17 protein-coding genes and 1 pseudogene are annotated in these 17,368 nt (G+C 32.4%); 6 read left to right on the top strand and 12 right to left on the bottom strand.

Features of this window, described 5'->3' with window-relative positions; all coding sequences use genetic code 11:
- Positions 1-160: 160 nt before the first annotated feature.
- The 5 genes from KA824_RS01405 to KA824_RS01385 form a co-directional block, all read right to left on the bottom strand.
- A complete protein-coding gene (locus tag KA824_RS01405) occupies positions 161-787 on the bottom strand; it encodes an ABC-2 transporter permease (protein WP_107384205.1) in 627 nt (208 codons plus the stop codon).
- Complete coding sequence (locus tag KA824_RS01400) at positions 784-1,629, bottom strand: ABC transporter ATP-binding protein (RefSeq protein WP_107384204.1); 846 nt, start codon at positions 1,627-1,629, stop codon at positions 784-786. Before KA824_RS01400 ends, KA824_RS01405 begins: the two co-directional genes overlap by 4 nt.
- Before the next feature lie 392 nt (positions 1,630-2,021).
- Positions 2,022-3,197, bottom strand: coding sequence for an ABC transporter permease (locus KA824_RS01395; protein WP_107384203.1), 1,176 nt, complete (start codon positions 3,195-3,197; stop codon positions 2,022-2,024).
- Positions 3,194-3,874, bottom strand: coding sequence for an ABC transporter ATP-binding protein (locus KA824_RS01390; RefSeq protein ID WP_107384202.1), 681 nt, complete (start codon positions 3,872-3,874; stop codon positions 3,194-3,196). Before KA824_RS01390 ends, KA824_RS01395 begins: the two co-directional genes overlap by 4 nt.
- Positions 3,871-4,899, bottom strand: a complete 1,029-nt coding sequence (locus KA824_RS01385) for an efflux RND transporter periplasmic adaptor subunit (RefSeq protein ID WP_107384201.1) — start codon at positions 4,897-4,899, stop codon at positions 3,871-3,873. Before KA824_RS01385 ends, KA824_RS01390 begins: the two co-directional genes overlap by 4 nt.
- A gap of 256 nt (positions 4,900-5,155) precedes the next feature.
- Between KA824_RS01385 and KA824_RS01380 the strand changes: the two genes are divergently transcribed.
- Positions 5,156-5,767, top strand: a complete 612-nt coding sequence (locus KA824_RS01380; RefSeq protein WP_107384200.1) for a YIP1 family protein — start codon at positions 5,156-5,158, stop codon at positions 5,765-5,767.
- A gap of 140 nt (positions 5,768-5,907) precedes the next feature.
- Here the strand turns inward: KA824_RS01380 and mbcS are convergent, their stop codons facing one another.
- Positions 5,908-7,485 carry an acyl-CoA synthetase MbcS gene (gene mbcS, locus KA824_RS01375; RefSeq protein WP_107385866.1) on the bottom strand — a complete coding sequence of 526 codons (1,578 nt, stop codon included), beginning with the start codon at positions 7,483-7,485 and terminating at the stop codon, positions 5,908-5,910.
- 277 nt (positions 7,486-7,762) lie between these two features.
- Between mbcS and KA824_RS01370 the strand changes: the two genes are divergently transcribed.
- Together KA824_RS01370 and KA824_RS01365 are read left to right on the top strand one after the other, a co-directional pair.
- Positions 7,763-8,662, top strand: coding sequence for a DUF5996 family protein (locus KA824_RS01370; protein WP_107384198.1), 900 nt, complete (start codon positions 7,763-7,765; stop codon positions 8,660-8,662).
- 266 nt (positions 8,663-8,928) lie between these two features.
- Positions 8,929-10,332: an MDR family MFS transporter gene (locus KA824_RS01365; protein WP_107384197.1), complete on the top strand. Its 1,404-nt coding sequence runs from the start codon at positions 8,929-8,931 to the stop codon at positions 10,330-10,332.
- A 236-nt stretch (positions 10,333-10,568) separates the two neighbouring features.
- Here the strand turns inward: KA824_RS01365 and KA824_RS01360 are convergent, their stop codons facing one another.
- The 5 genes and pseudogenes from KA824_RS01360 to KA824_RS01340 all read right to left on the bottom strand — a co-directional run bounded on the left by KA824_RS01360 (position 10,569) and on the right by KA824_RS01340 (position 13,405).
- Positions 10,569-10,886, bottom strand: a complete 318-nt coding sequence (locus KA824_RS01360) for a YflT domain-containing protein (protein WP_107384196.1) — start codon at positions 10,884-10,886, stop codon at positions 10,569-10,571.
- A gap of 57 nt (positions 10,887-10,943) precedes the next feature.
- Positions 10,944-11,342 carry a hypothetical protein gene (locus KA824_RS01355; RefSeq protein WP_107384195.1) on the bottom strand — a complete coding sequence of 133 codons (399 nt, stop codon included), beginning with the start codon at positions 11,340-11,342 and terminating at the stop codon, positions 10,944-10,946.
- 206 nt (positions 11,343-11,548) lie between these two features.
- Positions 11,549-12,016: a nucleoside deaminase gene (locus KA824_RS01350; protein WP_107385863.1), complete on the bottom strand. Its 468-nt coding sequence runs from the start codon at positions 12,014-12,016 to the stop codon at positions 11,549-11,551.
- 72 nt (positions 12,017-12,088) lie between these two features.
- Entirely contained in the window at positions 12,089-12,685 is a 597-nt protein-coding gene (locus KA824_RS01345) for a phosphatase PAP2 family protein (protein ID WP_181187408.1), read from the bottom strand.
- Positions 12,682-13,405: pseudogene (locus KA824_RS01340) on the bottom strand (FtsW/RodA/SpoVE family cell cycle protein). The gene KA824_RS01345 and the pseudogene KA824_RS01340 overlap by 4 nt, the downstream one beginning before the upstream one ends.
- Before the next feature lie 321 nt (positions 13,406-13,726).
- On the opposite strand from KA824_RS01340, the gene KA824_RS01335 reads away from it, so the two are divergent.
- Entirely contained in the window at positions 13,727-14,335 is a 609-nt protein-coding gene (locus KA824_RS01335) for a class I SAM-dependent methyltransferase (RefSeq protein ID WP_107384192.1), read from the top strand.
- A gap of 176 nt (positions 14,336-14,511) precedes the next feature.
- On the opposite strand, the gene KA824_RS01330 is transcribed toward KA824_RS01335, so the two are convergent.
- Positions 14,512-14,643, bottom strand: coding sequence for a beta-class phenol-soluble modulin (locus KA824_RS01330; RefSeq protein WP_046207113.1), 132 nt, complete (start codon positions 14,641-14,643; stop codon positions 14,512-14,514).
- 384 nt (positions 14,644-15,027) lie between these two features.
- Here KA824_RS01330 and solA point away from each other — a divergent pair, with 384 nt between their 5' ends.
- Positions 15,028-16,212 (top strand): N-methyl-L-tryptophan oxidase, encoded by a 1,185-nt coding sequence (gene solA, locus KA824_RS01325; RefSeq protein WP_181187409.1) that lies wholly within the window; start codon positions 15,028-15,030, stop codon positions 16,210-16,212.
- Between the two features lie 2 nt (positions 16,213-16,214).
- Complete coding sequence (locus KA824_RS01320; RefSeq protein ID WP_107384190.1) at positions 16,215-17,348, top strand: M20 family metallopeptidase; 1,134 nt, start codon at positions 16,215-16,217, stop codon at positions 17,346-17,348.
- The last annotated feature ends 20 nt before the right edge of the window (positions 17,349-17,368 follow it).

Raw genomic sequence — 17,368 nt, 5'->3', positions numbered from 1 at the left:
ACTTTTTCAATTTGCCAATACACACTGATTAACAACTTGCTAAAGCTTTAATTATATAGAAAAACATAGAAAAGTATGCCTAAATTTTAAACTTTTAATATTAATAAGATATAACGATTATTCGTGTTTGTCAAGATAGACAGTAGTTAAGCTTTGTTCATTATAACTCTTTATACTTAAATGCTTGTTTAGAAGCAATAAATGAAAGCACCATAACGATTAAGCCAATCAATGCAAAAATACCACCATACCACAGGTTTTTACTAATTTCTTCTATAAGATTACCTGTTCCTGATAATATGGCCATACCTACAAAATAATAAACAAAGAACAAAATGACTACGATAATAGATACAATCATAAATATGACATTTGATTTTTCCGCACCCATTTTAAAAGTAAATGGGAAAATAAGCGAATACAACGCGATAAATCCTGTACCAAGCAACGCTGAATTCACTCCACTAACAATACTACCTGCAACAATTGCATTAATCACAAGTGACACCACCATCCCTGTTAGTGCCAATAAGCTATAAAATGCAAAATGACTACTCACATAAGTGTTTCTGCTATAGGGTAATGTAGAAACAAAATACATCCACTTTGAGTCTTTTTCATTTTTTAAATTATCTGTAGCTGGTGAAACTAAAAATATCATAGGCATGAAACTAGCCATTATTGGATTTGTAAAGGAGAAAAACAAACAAATTGGAATACTTAACAATAAATATATATAAATTGATTTTTGATTTGTAAAATAATAACTCAGTAAGTAACCCTTCATGCTAATTCTCCTCTCATTAATATTTTTGTGGCATCATCAATATTTTTTAATGGCTGTGCTAACTCTATATCTTTATTTTGGTTTACAAGTGCTTTCCCTGTTCCTTTATGTATGCGATAAGCAACAACATTACTGTGATTAACATCAAATTCCCCTTCTTCAAACGAAACAATGCCATAATCATTTAGTAATGTATCTTTATGCTCTTGTAATAAAATACGCCCATTTTTCATAAATACTAATTTATCTGCAAGCGTCTCAATATCCTCCGAAATATGTGATGAAATTAAAATACCGTTACCTTCATCAACAAAATCTTCAAGTATTTCTAATACTTCTTCACGTCCCGAAACATCCATCCCTGCCGTAGCTTCGTCTAAGATTAAAAGTTTACTATCATGAGACAGAGCAATAGATATTGAAATTTTCATACTCATACCACGGGAAAAAGTTTTAATTTGACGTTCTTTCGGTAATTCAAAATTCTCCAACATTTCAAAAAAATGTTGTTCATCCCATGTGCGATAAATATTAGAAAACACTTTACTAATTTGTTTTGCGTTAAGTTTATTAGGCAGTCGAAGATCATCAAATACAACGCCTAGGTGTTCTTTATACGCATAGTCATCGCGAGAAATCTGTGTATCAAAAAACCGAATGTCCCCAGCATCTGCAAAGCGATTTCCCACTAATGTATTAATCAACGTAGATTTACCAGAACCGTTTTTTCCAATAAGTCCTACCACTGTATTGGGTTCAATTGTTAGATTAATTTGATTTAAATTAAAATCTGAATCAACGTAAGTTTTGTTTAAATTTTGTACATTGAGCAAATACTCCATGATAACCCCCTATATTTCATTTTTTGATAAAATCTTAACCTTTTACATTAAATCACTTTCTAAATTAACATAATACACCTCGTAATAATACACAATACATTTTTCAAAAATATTTATTTTTATTATTTTTAATTAAATGTATATCTAAATACTTAATAACTAAAAGCCATTAACTGTTAATTGTATTTAAAATGACTACATCATTCCACCCAACAAAGATAATTAGAGTTCAATGGGATAAAAGGCTGAGACAATTCTTTTGTCCCAGCCTGTTGCATGTCATATTTATACATGAGCTATAATGTTTACGCTTTTCTAGCCAACTTGAATAGCATGAAATGACGAAACTATTTTATATAAGATAATGTCTCTTTTTACATCTTTTTAAAATATTACTTAATAATATCAATGAGTTCTTTCTTAGCTGCTGAACGTGCTGGAATCCAACCAAATACGATACCAATTAATGTAGAAACACCTACAGCAATGAGTACTGAGCTTAGACTAACCGCACTCTTAATATAGTCTGGTGTTACTGCATCTACCAGGCTTGCGACAAGTATACCTATGATTAGACCAATGATACCGCCAATTACACATAGTACAACACTTTCTACCAAGAACTGGATTTCAATATCGCGCGCTTTCGCACCAAATGCACGACGAATTGCAATTTCTTCTGTACGCTCTGTTACTGAAATATACATCACATTCATAACACCGATTCCGGCGATAAATAATGAAATACCTGCAACAGCAGCCACAAAGTAAGTAATGCCATCAAATACTTTATTAATATTTTTCATAAATTCTTCCATATCTGTGTAACTATAGTTACCATCGCCTGCGCCTGAACCTTTTTTATTCAATTCTTTAGCGACTTTGTCTGCGACTTCTTTCTTGTCAGCACCATCTGCTAATGATAATTGGAGTGATGGAAAATCTTGCGTTAATTGTCCCATATATCTATCAAATGTATTTGCAGGCATATTAACAGCTGATGGGTTCATAGCGTCGTTTGCTATGCCTACAACTTCAAATCCTTGATCATCAATATATAATGTTTTACCTATCGCATCATTATTGAATACATCTTTGGCAATTTTGTCATCGACTGTAACGACTTTTTTGTTCAGTTCATTATCGTCTTCATTAAAGCCTTTGCCTTTTTCTGGGCTAGTCATTTCTTTTTTCTTTAAAATGCTGACGTCGCCTTTTTTCTGGGCATTCGTCATTTTTGCAGAATAACCTTGATCGTCACTTTCTTTGATTTTTGCATCTGTAACACCATTTACTTGTTTAGCAATATCCAAATCTTGCTGGCTAAAAGGATTATCTTTCGCACCTTCACCACTACTCGTCATATAATTAACCGTAGCAGAATCTTTGCCTGCACCTGTATCTTCAAATTGTTCTGATGCCGTTTGTTTAAACCCATTACCTAGAGACATAATCGTAATGACTGCAGCAATACCAATGATGATACCAATCATAGTAAAAATATTACGACGCTTATTCTTTAAAATGGATTTGAATGAAATGGCGATGATATTTGATAAATTCTTCATTCAACCACCTCTTCTCTTTGGACACGACCATCTAGTATATGAATAATGCGATCTGCTTTATCTGCTACTTTGCGATCATGTGTTACGAGAATCATCGTTGTGCGATGTTCTTTATTTAATTTCATAAATAAATTAATAATATCTTCAGACGTTTTAGAATCAAGTGCCCCTGTAGGTTCGTCAGCAATGATAAATTTCGGGTTATTGATGATAGCACGTGCAATGGCTACACGCTGTTGTTGCCCTCCTGATAATTTATTAGGTACTAAATTTTCTTTATCATATAGCCCAACATCATGTAATGTATTGATTACTTTTTCTTTACGTGCTTGTGACCCTAATCCTGCATAAACTAACGGAATGCTCACATTTTCCAATATCGTATTGTTTTGAATTAATTTGAAGTTCTGGAAAACGAATCCTACTGTTTTATTTCTAATTTCTGCCAGTTCATTATCCGAACTTTTTTTATAATTCTCTTTATTAAACAAATAAGCACCTTCATAGCCTCTGTCAATAAACCCTAATATGTTAATGAGTGTACTTTTACCAGAACCCGAAGGCCCCATAATTGCTATGAATTCTCCTTCTTTAATGTTGATATTGATGTCTTTTAAAATGTGATTTTCTTCATCGCCGTTTTTGAAATGTCTATTGATATCTACAAGTTCTATCATGATGACACCTCAACTTTGTCTCCATCATTCATAGATTTTTTAGGGTTTTTAATTAATTTGTCACCTTTTTTCAGACCCTCTTTTACAAAAATTTCACCGTTTACTTTATCAATTTTAATATCACGTTTTTCAACTTTATTGTCTTTACCTAATACAAAAACATTATTATCTTTAGTTAATACTGATTTTGGTAATTTAATGGCATCTAATGGCACTTCAACTTCCATGGAATAACCTGCACGTACAGGGATATCAATATCACTAATTACGATTGTATATTTCGATGAATCTGAGTCACTTCCACTGCTTGGGTCAGAAACTGGATTAGAAGCTTGAGCACCGCCGTCTTCCTCACTACCTGAACCAGCTGCTGCTCCGCCTCCAGATTTACTTAAACTCTCTTCGTAACTTTTTGGCAACTCTGAAATTTTCTTGATTTCGCCTTTACCTTTTTTACCAGTACTTGTTACTTTAACGTCTACTTTGTCGCCTTCTTTAATCTTCCCTAAATCAAATTCAGTTACAGTTGCTTTAATTTGTGGTTCATCTGCAACAAGTTGTAAAATAGGCTCTCCGTCAGAAACGTTTTCTTTATTTTGAATATCAATTTTACCGTCAAAAGCAGCGTAAATACTATCGTTCATTTGACGATCATATTGGTTAAGTTGTTGTTGTGCTTCCGCTCTCTCATTTTCATCTTTTGCATTGTCCACTTTATCAACTAATTGTTGGCGTTTATTATTATTAATTTCATAATTGATGAGTGGGTCACCTTGTTTAACTGATTGACCATCATCAACTTGAGTACTTACATACGTTCCCAATTGACTGTTGTTATTATATGTTTTAACTGATTTAGGTGAAGCTTTACCTTCTAAATTGAGTGGACTTTCTTTCTCCACTTTATATGTATCATAACCATCCTTTTTGTCTGAGCTACTATTTGCTTGCTTTAAAATTAATGCAATTGCAATTAATACGATAACGACAATAACACCGATAATCCACATCCACTTTTTCTTCAATGCTAAAACACTCCTTTAAATTATTATTCATTTTAGATACTATCATAATCACACAACAAAAAATATAATGCATAACATTATTTTATATACAATATTTTTCAGTGAATATATACCTAACAATATTGTAATATTGGCAATAGTAATCAAAAAGATTTTATTTTTTTAATTTTATTTAAAGTTTTTCTTAAAAGTGTTTTAAAATATTGTAGGTAATGTTATGCTTTGGAAAATAATATATATAGGGGGCAAGGGATTCATGGAAAATTCTAACTTACCATTCGCACAACATTTTTCAAAATTACGTGAACAACCTAAATGGGGACTCAAACTAATCATTGCAATCGTAGTCATTGCACTCTCAACTGCAGTAGGTGCTATGTCAATTGATTACAATGAAATTTATCAAGATGCAGGTGCAAGTGCTCAAGATATGGGCAATATGCAAATGATTGGTTTAATTGGTGGCATCGTCGCTGGTTTAATTGGTGGTATATTTGGTATTGGTATTACATTTTTAATCTTTTTAGTTATTTCTAAGATAATGAAATCTGATGCAACTGCAAAACCTATCTTTTCTGCAACATTAAGTTTTACTATAATTACTGGCATCGTAGGTTTAATTATTTTATTAATTCAATGGATTGCTGGTTTATCGCCTACAGATTATAATATTGCAAGCTTAAATGTCTTTGATAAAGGCAACCAAATGTTAGGCACACTTAACTTACAAACACTCATCAGCGCATATGTATTTGGCATCATGCTCTTTGCAACGAATCGCTTGTCTAAAAAAGCTTCAATTATTTGGGCAATTGTATACATCGTTGTATCAATTGGATTTGCCTTAATCGGAGCAAGTTTCCAATAATAAATATATTTACTAAAAACATGGAACGGTAGCGTTCCATGTTTTTATTTTGATATAACATTACTCACACACAAAACAAGCGCCCATCATACTGACAATAATAATGATGGGCGCTTTCTTTCTAATGAATCAACATTGATTTATAAATATTTTTCTTTTTCCGCTTCTCTTAATTCAATGCGTCTAATCTTACCTGAATTTGTTTTAGGTAAATCTTCTACAAATTCAATCGCTCTTGGATATTTATAAGGTGCTACGTCTTGTTTAACAAAATTTTGTAATTCTTTAACAATAGTTTCATCACCTGTAACATCATCTTGCAAGATGACAAACGCTTTGACGATATTCCCTCTAATTTCATGTGGACTCGCTACGACTGCACATTCTTTTACATATGGGTGTTTCGTCAGTGAATCTTCTACTTCAAATGGTCCTATGGTATAGCCAGAACTTATGATGATATCATCTCTTCTACCTTCAAACCAAAAGTAACCATCTTCATCCATTTTTGCTAAATCTCCAGTAATAAAGTATTCTCCAACTTGTGGGTCCGCAGTACGTGCTTCATCTTTATAATAGCCTTTAAATAATGCAGGTAAGTCTAACGGCACTGCAATATTCCCTACTTCATTGGGTTGTGCAGGATTACCATCTTCATCGATTACTGTAACATAACTACCTGGAATAGCTTTACCCATTGACCCAGGACGTCCTTTTGTATCCTTTAAGAAACCGATTAACAACGTACTCTCTGTCTGACCATAGCCATCTCTAACAGTTAAGTTAAAGTTTTGTTGGAATTTATTAACAACTTCTTTATTTAATGGTTCTCCAGCAGATACAGCACTATGTAAATGTGACAAATTATATTTTGTTAAATCAGGAGATTTTGCCATTAAACGATATTCTGTTGGTGTACAGCAAAGCACATTGATTTGATACGTTTCTAATAATTCAAGATATTTCTCAGCATTAAATTTACCATTATAAACAAATGCCGTTGCGCCTGAACCCATAATTGATAAAAATGGACTCCATACCCATTTTTGCCAGCCCGGTGCTGCTGTTGCCCATACGATATCATCTTCAGTTATACTTAACCAATGCTTGGGAGCCATCTGTAAATGCGCATATCCCCAACCATGAGAGTGGACAACTGCTTTTGGATTGCCTGTTGTGCCTGAAGTATACGATAATAAAGCGATATCTTCTCTTGAAGTTGCTTCTGTATCAAGCTCATCTGAGGCATCAGTTTGCGCGTCTTCAACGTTAATCCAATTATCTTCCTTGCTGCCAACTATAAATTTAAGTAATGAGTCATATTCTTTAACACCTTTGAACTCTTCGATGCTATCACCTGTGGCTACAACTGCCTTAATTTCACCATGTGTTATACGATATTGTAAGTCTTTAGTACGCAACATTTCAGAACTAGGCACAATAATAATACCTAATTTCCATGCGGCTAAATATATTTCATATGTCTCAATCGCACGTGGCATCATGATTAATAACTTATCACCTTTTTTTAGGCCATATTTTAAAAACATATGACCAACTTTGTTTGCATTTTTTATCAATTGGTTATACGTTATATCCCGTTTTTCACCAGTTTGATCATTAAAAATAATCGCTTTTTTTGACGGATTATTTGCATATTTTTCAATTTCGCTAACGATGTTATATGTTTCTGGAGCAATTAAATCTGCTTTATTCATTGGTTACTCTCCTTATTTCGGTGATTAATTTTACAATATACAGAACAATATCAAGTTGTATTTTGATTATTCAGAAAATAGCACTGCGTTCACATTCGTTTTTGTTATGAACTACATATTAACACATACTTGATTAGTTCATATATTCATATCATTTTTTCATTATAACAAATGATACTTTAATATACTTGGTACAAGCATTTTTATATTGTGTTTTATCTTTAGTATCCGTGGAATAAAATTTATAGTAAATAATATATGAGGTGGTATTCATAATATGAATTTCAAGGATTGGGAAAATGAAAAAGATACGCTACATTTATTATCACAGATTCTAGGTAAATATAAATTAGAAGCAAGTCATCAAGAACCTCAATGGTCACACGTGACGCTAAATATAGATGTCCAAGGCTTTTCAACTGGTATGTTAAGCTATGGAACACATACATTTGCATTAAACGTTAACCTGATGCAACACCATATTGAAATCGTCATTGACCAACATGTACATGATATTGCCTTAAAAAATGGAAGAACTATACAATATTATTATAATGAAATTGAAAAACTGTTAAATCAATCAGATATTCATTTAAAAGTTAACACTTTGCCACAAGAAGTACCAAATCCGATACCGTTTGAAAATGACGTAGAACATCATCATTACGATGATAAAATTGCATCAGAGGCATTAGCATTGATGAAATTTGCTTACCATGCTGAGGCAAATTTCATTAATGGCTTAAGAGTAAGAAAATCTAAACCTGGCCTATTTTGGGGAACATTTGATATTTCTTGTATTATCGTCAAAGATAAATCAGCACCATTTGAAAATGATAGCATGGTCATTGAACGTGCGGCTTTTGATGAAGAAATGATTGAATTTGGCTTTTGGTTTGGTGATGACCAGTTTGAAGGTCCGACTTTCTTTGTTTTACCGTATCCTTTTGCAGATCAACCTTTTGATACTGACCATCAATTTCCTAAAGATTGCTATTTTGATCAACAATTAATGGAATATCTAATCGAATATAAACAACATCATGATATCGATACAATAACTCAATTTTTCAAAGCGTCTTATTTAAAATTCGCGGATTTTCTAAATTGGGATAACGTCGATTATGCTTTTTCTCCTCTAAAAATGAGACCAAACCATTTAAATAATACACCTTAATTTAAAATCTATGAATTCAGCTACTTTTAATTAAATCGAGGGTATGAGACACCTATCATGTCTCACCCTCATTTATATTTTCATACAACTTTTTGATGCATAACAAAACTAAATTGCTATATACCCAACATAAGAAATCCCTTTCATGACAATATTCCAAACTTCTCACAGATAAATTTTAAAAAATAAGTTCAACTTTTAGATTTACAACGTTTCAAGTGCTATAATATTTAGATGTGTAATTTGTTAAGAAAGAAGTGAGTACATTGACAGAAACTGGAAATTTCCATGTTGAAAAGAGAATACCTCTGTTTATCGTTCTATTATCAGGGGCTTTTATAACTATTTTAAACCAAACTTTACTTGGAACAGCATTACCACCAATAATGAAAGATCTCCAAGTGTCAGAAAGTACAGTACAATGGTTACAATCTATATTTATGTTAGTAAACGGGATTATGATTCCTGTAACTGCATTTTTAATTGAACGCTTTACATCGAGGCAGTTATTCTTAACTGCAATGAGTATTTTTGCAGTAGGTACGTTGCTTTGTGCAGTCGGTATTGATTTTTCAATGCTATTAATCGGACGTGTCTTACAAGCAGCAGGCGCAGGTATAATGATGCCGTTAATGCAAACAATACTATTTTTAACTTTCCCTAAAGAAAAACGCGGTACTGCAATGGGTCTGTTTGGACTTGTTATCGCATTTGCTCCAGCTATCGGACCTACTTTATCAGGTATATTAGTCGAACACCTATCATGGAGAAGTGTCTTCTATGTTGTATTCCCTATCGCGATTATTATCATTATTGCTTCTATATTCCTATTGAAGAACGTTACAGAAACAACACATCCAAAATTAGATATTGCTTCAGTTATCTTATCTACATTAGGATTTGGTGGCTTACTATATAGTTTCAGTTCTGTTGGTGAAGCAGGTTGGACTAGCGTACAATTTATTGCACCGCTTGTTGTTGGTATCGTTTCACTCGTTATATTTATCCGTCGTCAATTAAACTTAAAAGAACCTATGCTTGAGTTTAGAGTATTTAGTTACGGTATTTATACGTTAGGTACGGTACTAAGTATGTTTGTATTTGGTGTACTTATTGCAACAAATATTATCTTGCCACTTTATATGCAAAACATGCTACAATACTCAGCCTTAAAATCTGGTTTAGTCTTATTACCAGGTGCAATTATTATGGGTATGATGAACCCAATAACTGGTTATTTATTCGATAAATTCGGTGGTAAATGGCTCGCTCGAATTGGCTTATTCGTACTAGTCGTTTCGACATTACCATTTACAATGTTAACAGAGCATACAACATTTACGTATCTCGCTACTTCTAATGCATTGAGAATGGTTTCAATCGCCATGGTTATGATGCCTATGACGACATTAGCAATTAACCAACTGCCAAATGATTTAATCGCACATGGTACTGCCATGAACAATACATTTAGACAAATGGCAGGTGCTATTGGTACTGCAGTCTTTATTACTATAATGTCAGTTTCAGCAATACCTCAAGACGGTATTACTGGTATAATTCATGGTGTTAACGTAACGTTTATCATTGCTACAGTTATCTCAGCAATTGGATTACTATTATCATTTAGACTTTCAGACGACAGTAAACCAAAACGTCGCACCTTATAAACACGTATAAATAACAATACAATGTCTAGAACATCAATATTGTTGATTAAAAAAACGTCAATTTCTATATAATATAGAAATTGACGTTTTTTGTTTACGCTTAAGCGCATCATTGTTCAAAGCATTTATATCAACTTTATCTTCATTCAACTCAATGTTCAGAGCATTCAAAACATGAACTACATAGGCATTTTGTTTACTTAAAATCCTGAAGCGATATAGTTCATCTAAATATTTTACAATAACCCTCTAACTCTTACATCAGTGACGATTAAATAAACTTTGCCGTCATCCATATCACTTTTAAAAGTAGCGATTTCACTTTCATCTACACCTAAATCAATCAACTTTCTTTTCAAAGCTTCTCTCTCAGAATCATTTTCTTTTTTAATATCTATACCTAAAATATTCGTATCTTCTACAATTTTTTCTGTTCGAGATTTATCTAAGGATAATACGTAAATGTCCTGATTACCTATACCTTTATCTTGTAATGCAGTAACATCCACTTCTAACTCACTATCATTCTTATAAGCTTTAACTACTGGTTTCATAAGAAAGTCCTCCTCTTAAAATATCCGTCATCATTTTTCATGGATACACATTAACCATTACGCTTTAGACTGAATCATTAAATGATCGAAGCGTTCCTTTGTCATATAAAAATACGTATTTTCTAAAATTTTATCAAATAAGTCTTCTCTTTCATCGTCTTCAGCTAAGCTAAAGTTAGTTTCAACATCTTCCTGATCTGCTTCGTCGACAAAAATAACCTGTTCACTTTTTACATCTATCGTCTTACGATTATAAATGAGCTCTAAATGATTATGTTTACGGTGAATTGCTTCAATGTTGTCAATTTTATATGCGCTCTGAATAAAATCTATCACTCGCTTCTCTCTATAACGTTTATGCTTTTGAGCTTTAAAATCTTTAGCAAAACTTTGTTTCACTAGTAAATAAATAATAATGATTACAGCTAGAATTAAAAGAAAAATTAACGTACTCATCTAATTGTCCCCCTTATCAAAAACACCTTAGTTATGTTATTACGATATTATGCATAATTTTCCCATTCTGTATATTCTTAAACATGACAAATGCTTTTATCACAACCATCAAAGCTTTTCAATTTATAAGCATTTAAAGACAAAAAATGCTAAAAAACATAAAACCCCTCAGCAGTTTGGCTACTGGAGGGGTTTCATACTTCCACTTATTGTTGATGATAACGAATTTGCAATTTTTTAATTTTAGATGACACTGCTTCAAAAGGTCCTTCAACATGAGCATCTCTAATTACACTTTCAATAGGTAAATTTTTAAAAGGGGCAGGCGCAACATTGATGGCTTCCAACCATTGACTCAATTGTTTTGAGGAACTCGCATATACAATTTTATCTAAACCAACGAGTGCGTGTGCAGTTGCGCACATTGGACAATGTTCTCCGGAAGTAAAAACAATAGTATGCTTTCTTTCGTCAGGAGTAAGATGGGTCGCTGCCCATTTTGCGATAGCAATTTCTGGGTGTTCAGTCGCATCACCACTACTGATTCTATTATAATCTTCAAATAAAACATTACCCTCAATATCCACTAAAAGTGAGCCAAAAGGTTCATTCCCATAATTTAATGCTTCCTCAGCAAGTTCGACTGTCCTGTTTAAATATTTTTCATAATTCAATCAAATGACTCCCTTCATCATTCCATGTATGAATCAATAAATAATTTATAGATTAGCATTTAGCTTAACAAATCATTCGATTTTATCTAGTTTTTCGCTTGCATGATTATTGTAATTAAGTGATTGAATCATAACTGAAATCACTAATAAACTTCCCATAGTATCAGTAAAATAATGCGCGCCCACATAAATACGGGATACTATAATTGAAGCCACTAAAATAATGGCTATACAATATAATGTTTTATTCCTTTTTATTAATAAAATTAGGCTCACTAATATACATACACTTAAAACATGCATGCTGGGAAAACTATATCCGTCAAAATGTTCGGATGGTCTCGACCGTTGAATGACATATTTCATAAAAGTACCTATTAAAAATACTGAAAAGCACCAAAAGCCATACCACAAAAACTTAAATTTATGATAGAAAAACAAAACAGCCAAAACACATAATGTTAAAATCAAACAAATTTTAGGGTCAAAAATAGTTGAAACAAAATATAGATATTGTTTTATAACATCTATATTTAAATATGTATGTAACATGTTATAGATCCCTTGATCTATAGGTTTTGCTATAGGTTTTGCTATACCTATTGCAATACCAATCAAAATAGCAATAAGCAAAATAACTGGTAGTGTAATTTTTAAAATACGGGTCATTTTAAAGTTTCCTTTCTGTCGTTGTTAATTCTTCTAGCCACTGCTAAAAGTGCGCCAAAAGCTATACTGATACTCAACATAGAAGAACCACCATAACTCAACAAGGGCAAAGTCACACCAGTTAATGGAACAATACTAGATACACCAGCTAAATTAATGAAAACTTGCATAAATATGTAACTGACTACACCAACACAAATCAATTTATAAAATTGATTGTTCGTTTTATTCGCATAAATAAGTCCTTTTATTAAGATATAACCATAAATTATGAGCGTAAATAGCACACCTAGTAGCCCCAATTCTTCTGAAATAACGGTAAATATAAAATCAGTGTGCGGTTCTGGTAAATAACCTAACTTTGCTAGACCATTTCCTAAACCTTTACCAGTCAGGCCACCATTACCAATCGAGGTTAACGCGCTCGTTAACTGATAACCATCAATTTTTGTACATGCGTGTTTTTAAAAAGTTTATATTTATGCATAATGCAATAAATATAATCACTAAAATACCCACAATCAAAAAGATAAATTGTTTTTTCATAAAATAATTACTTTCAATTGGAACGCCACCAGTTAATGCACCCTTAGATGCTGATACCATACTCGCACTATATATCATGATGACACCTAAAACACCTAATATAATAAAACTAATTAGCATCCCGTAATCTAGACCTTTTAACCGCCGCCTAATTACTCTCATATTTTTCTTCATCTCTGCACCTCGTTATAAACGTCCACCACCTAGTAAACCAAATATAACAGCCATACTCAATCAGACTTTAGGCTTACCTAATTTAATATACTATTAGTATATTATGTAATTTTATTTAAATATTTTATCCATACATAAATTGAACAAATATACTTTTTTAAAATAACCATTGATTATCTATAATTTTAAATATTACAAGACAACTTGACGTCATTTAATTGAAAAAAATTTGCCTACTATGCTAAAATCAATTAAAGACTTTACAAATCTATAATAACTCTAAAAATACAAAAAGAAAATCTATTCTAAAGGATGATGAGCTTGAATCAATCTCAATTTAATCAAATAGCACAAAATTATGATAATGACGAAAGAATTAAGTTAGCTAAAACAATCTCTTCCGAATTAAATTTACTGTTTAAAAAAACTACGTATGATTCGTTATTAGATTACGGTGGTGGCACTGGGCTTGTCGCATTCGATATCGCACATCATTTCAATCACATTACTATTTTAGATGCATCACCTAAAATGGCTGAAATATGTAATGCCAAAATTAAATCATTAAATAAAACAAACATTAAAGCCATTGAAGGCGATTTACTAGATCCAAACAAAACAAAACTTCACCAATCATATGACGTGATATTACTCTCACTTGTACTACTTCATAGCGGAAATTACATGGCGTTACTGCAACAATTAGCTACTCAATTAAATCGTAATGGCATACTAATCATAGTAGACTTCGATAAAAATGAAAATGTTAATCACCCGAATATATATAATGGATTCGAACAAAAAGATATCCACAAAGCATTACGTAAAATAGGACTTTCAAATATAAATAGCCATACTTTTTATCAAGGCAAAAATATATTTATGAACAAAGATGCCAGTCTATTTTTAGCATCTGGGCAGTTAACCTAATCTCTCTGAAATGTATGATTATACAAAATATAATGTATATTATTTGTATAGTTATTCAAAAACAAAAGTTACTTTTTTAAATAACTTAACAACAAAAAAACTACTGTTTTCTAACACTTTACGTGTGAAACAGTAGCTTTTTTGATTAAGTATATGTTTATTTAAAAACATGTTTATTAACCAAAGAATCCAGCGATGAAGTCTGCACCTTTAGCTACTACATCTGCAATGCTAGTTCCCATATTTACCCAGTCGTGATCTAAACCTGATTTTACTGCATTTGAAATTGCTTCTACGATACCTGACATAATGTAAGCACTCCTTTAAATTGATTTAATTAGTTATTTGAAAATTACGCGAAAGTGTCAACTAAAGTTTTGATTAATTTAATGATACCACCGATAATATCTGCAATCATCATGTCAATACACCCCTTTACTTGTTTGTGTAATTACATTGTATGCTAATTAATAATTTAAATGTTAAATTTTTCTCAATTCGTATAGTTAAGTTCCTAACTGTCTTAAATTAATAAAAAAAGTACAGTTAGGCAAAATACATACGTATATCGATATCACTTTTAGAGATATCAACCATCTCATTTTGTAATTTTACACTAAGACTAGTTGCTATTAGACTTGAAATAAATACTTGGCAAATATTAAATTTGTTTCAACTAAGGAGAGATGGAAATGAGAAAACATTACGATGTCATCGTTGTCGGTGCCGGTTCTATGGGTATGTCAGCTGGATACTATTTGGCAAAAAGTGGATGGGATACTTTAATGATAGATGCTTTTGACCCACCACATGAAAATGGTAGTCATAGTGGTGACACAAGATTAATAAGGCATGCTTGTGGAGAAGGTTTAGCGTATGTACCTATTGCTTTGAGAGCACAAGAACTTTGGAATGAACTTCAAAAACAAACAAATGAACGGATATTTTTAAATACTGGTGTCATTACTTTTGGCCCAAGCGATTCATTGTTTGTACAAACCGCAATCAATGGCACTCAACAATATAATCTAAATACTGAAACTTTATCAGCTAAACAAATTAACGACACTTGGCCAGGTATTACAATACCTGATGACCAAATTGGTTGTTATGAACCTGAGGCCGGAGTGCTATTTTCTCAAAACTGTATCCGCGCATTTAAACGACTTGCTTTAAATCATGGTGCTGAATTAAAAACCAATGCGCCAGTCATGAATATTGATATTTTTAATGACTCAGTCGAAGTTCAAACCAATTCCGAAACATTCACCGCAAATAAATTAATTATCACTGGTGGTGCTTGGAATAAAAAAATTTTAGATGATTTAGATTTAAAACTTCAACTCCAACCTTCTAGACAAACGATTGCGTGGTTTGATTCCAACGATATTTTGTATAAGTCAGATGGGTTTCCGGGCTTTTTTGCCGACGTCCCAAGTGGTGTATATTATGGATTCCCTTCTATTGATGGCACTGGTTTAAAAATTGGACGTTACGATAATGGAGACCCTATCAACCCAACTTATTACAATAAATCATTTGGGTCTTATGAAAAAGACGAAAACGATATTAGTGGTTTTTTGAACCAATACATGCAACAAGCGAACGGAAATATTAATGTTGGTAAAACGTGTATGTTTACAAATACATTAGACGAGCACTTTGTGATAGACAAACATCCCGAACATCAACATATTGTCGTTGCTGCTGGTTTTTCAGGACATGGCTATAAATTTTCAAGTGCAGTCGGAGAAATATTATATGAATTAACCACTAAAGGTAAATCCAAACAGGATATATCACTGTTTAAAATAACACGTCCAAGTTTACAACCTGAAAATAAAGACAAAGTTTTTAATAAAGCTAGGGGGGGTTGAACATGACACAATCAAATTTAGAATTCTTACAATCTCTCATCAATGTTGATAGCACCAACCCACCTGCTAATGAAAATAACGTTGTAAAACTTTTTAAACAACGGTGTGCGTCTCGAAACATTCCTTTTAACATTACAAATTTAAGTGATAATAGAAGCAATTTTTCAGTAACTTTAAAATCCAAGCAGCCAAACGCTAGCAAACTCATATTATCCGGCCATACCGACACTGTAAAGATAGGTGCACAAAAATGGGATTATGACCCATTTAAAGGTGATATTGATCATGGAAAATTATATGGAAGAGGAACAACAGATATGAAAAGTGGCTTAGCCGCTTTATATCTCGCATTAGAATCTTTAATTGAGGAAAACTGTGAATTAAAGAAAGATATCGAATTTTTAGCCACTGCAGGAGAGGAAGTAGATTCAATAGGTGCGGAACATTACGTCAAAAACACAAATATGGATAATGTCGCTGCTATCATTATAGCTGAACCCACAACTGAGAAAGTTGCAATTGGACATAAGGGCGCATTATGGATAGAAGTCACTTTGACTGGAAAAACTGCACACGGCGCGATGCCAGAACAAGGTATTAATGCAGTTGAAGGCATAAACAAAGTCATTCAATTGATAAATGATTTAAAAGAAGAATGGTCAGAAGAAACTGCAGCATTAGGTAAAAGTAGTATCTCTGCAAATATGGTCAATGGTGGTATTCAAACGAACGTGATACCTGATGAATGTGTATTAAATGTTGATATACGAACAGTTACACCGAATATTCATGACAAGCTGTATAAGCAATTTAATCAACGTTTAAAACAGATATTTTCTGATAGGAACGCTCCAAAAGTAAGCACAAAAGTATTGCTTGATCGCGCTACGATTCTAACTGATGAGGACACTGAAATTATTCAAAAAGCCTTAGATACTTCTAAAGAAAATAATATTACTGGAATGGCTTATTACACCGATGGCTCTGTGCTAAACCCTAATAGCAACATTCCTACATTAATTTATGGACCTGGAATAGAAACATTAGCACATCAACCCAACGAATATGTAGAAATAGAAGCATTTGAACGATCTATAGACTTCTTCAAAACTTTAATTAAAAAATATGCAACATAATAAGACTGCCGTCATAGCGA

This window comes from Staphylococcus sp. GDY8P198P, assembly GCF_017891615.1.
In the GTDB taxonomy this organism is placed as follows: domain Bacteria; phylum Bacillota; class Bacilli; order Staphylococcales; family Staphylococcaceae; genus Staphylococcus; species Staphylococcus cohnii.
This window is presented reverse-complemented; position numbering and strand designations above follow the sequence as displayed.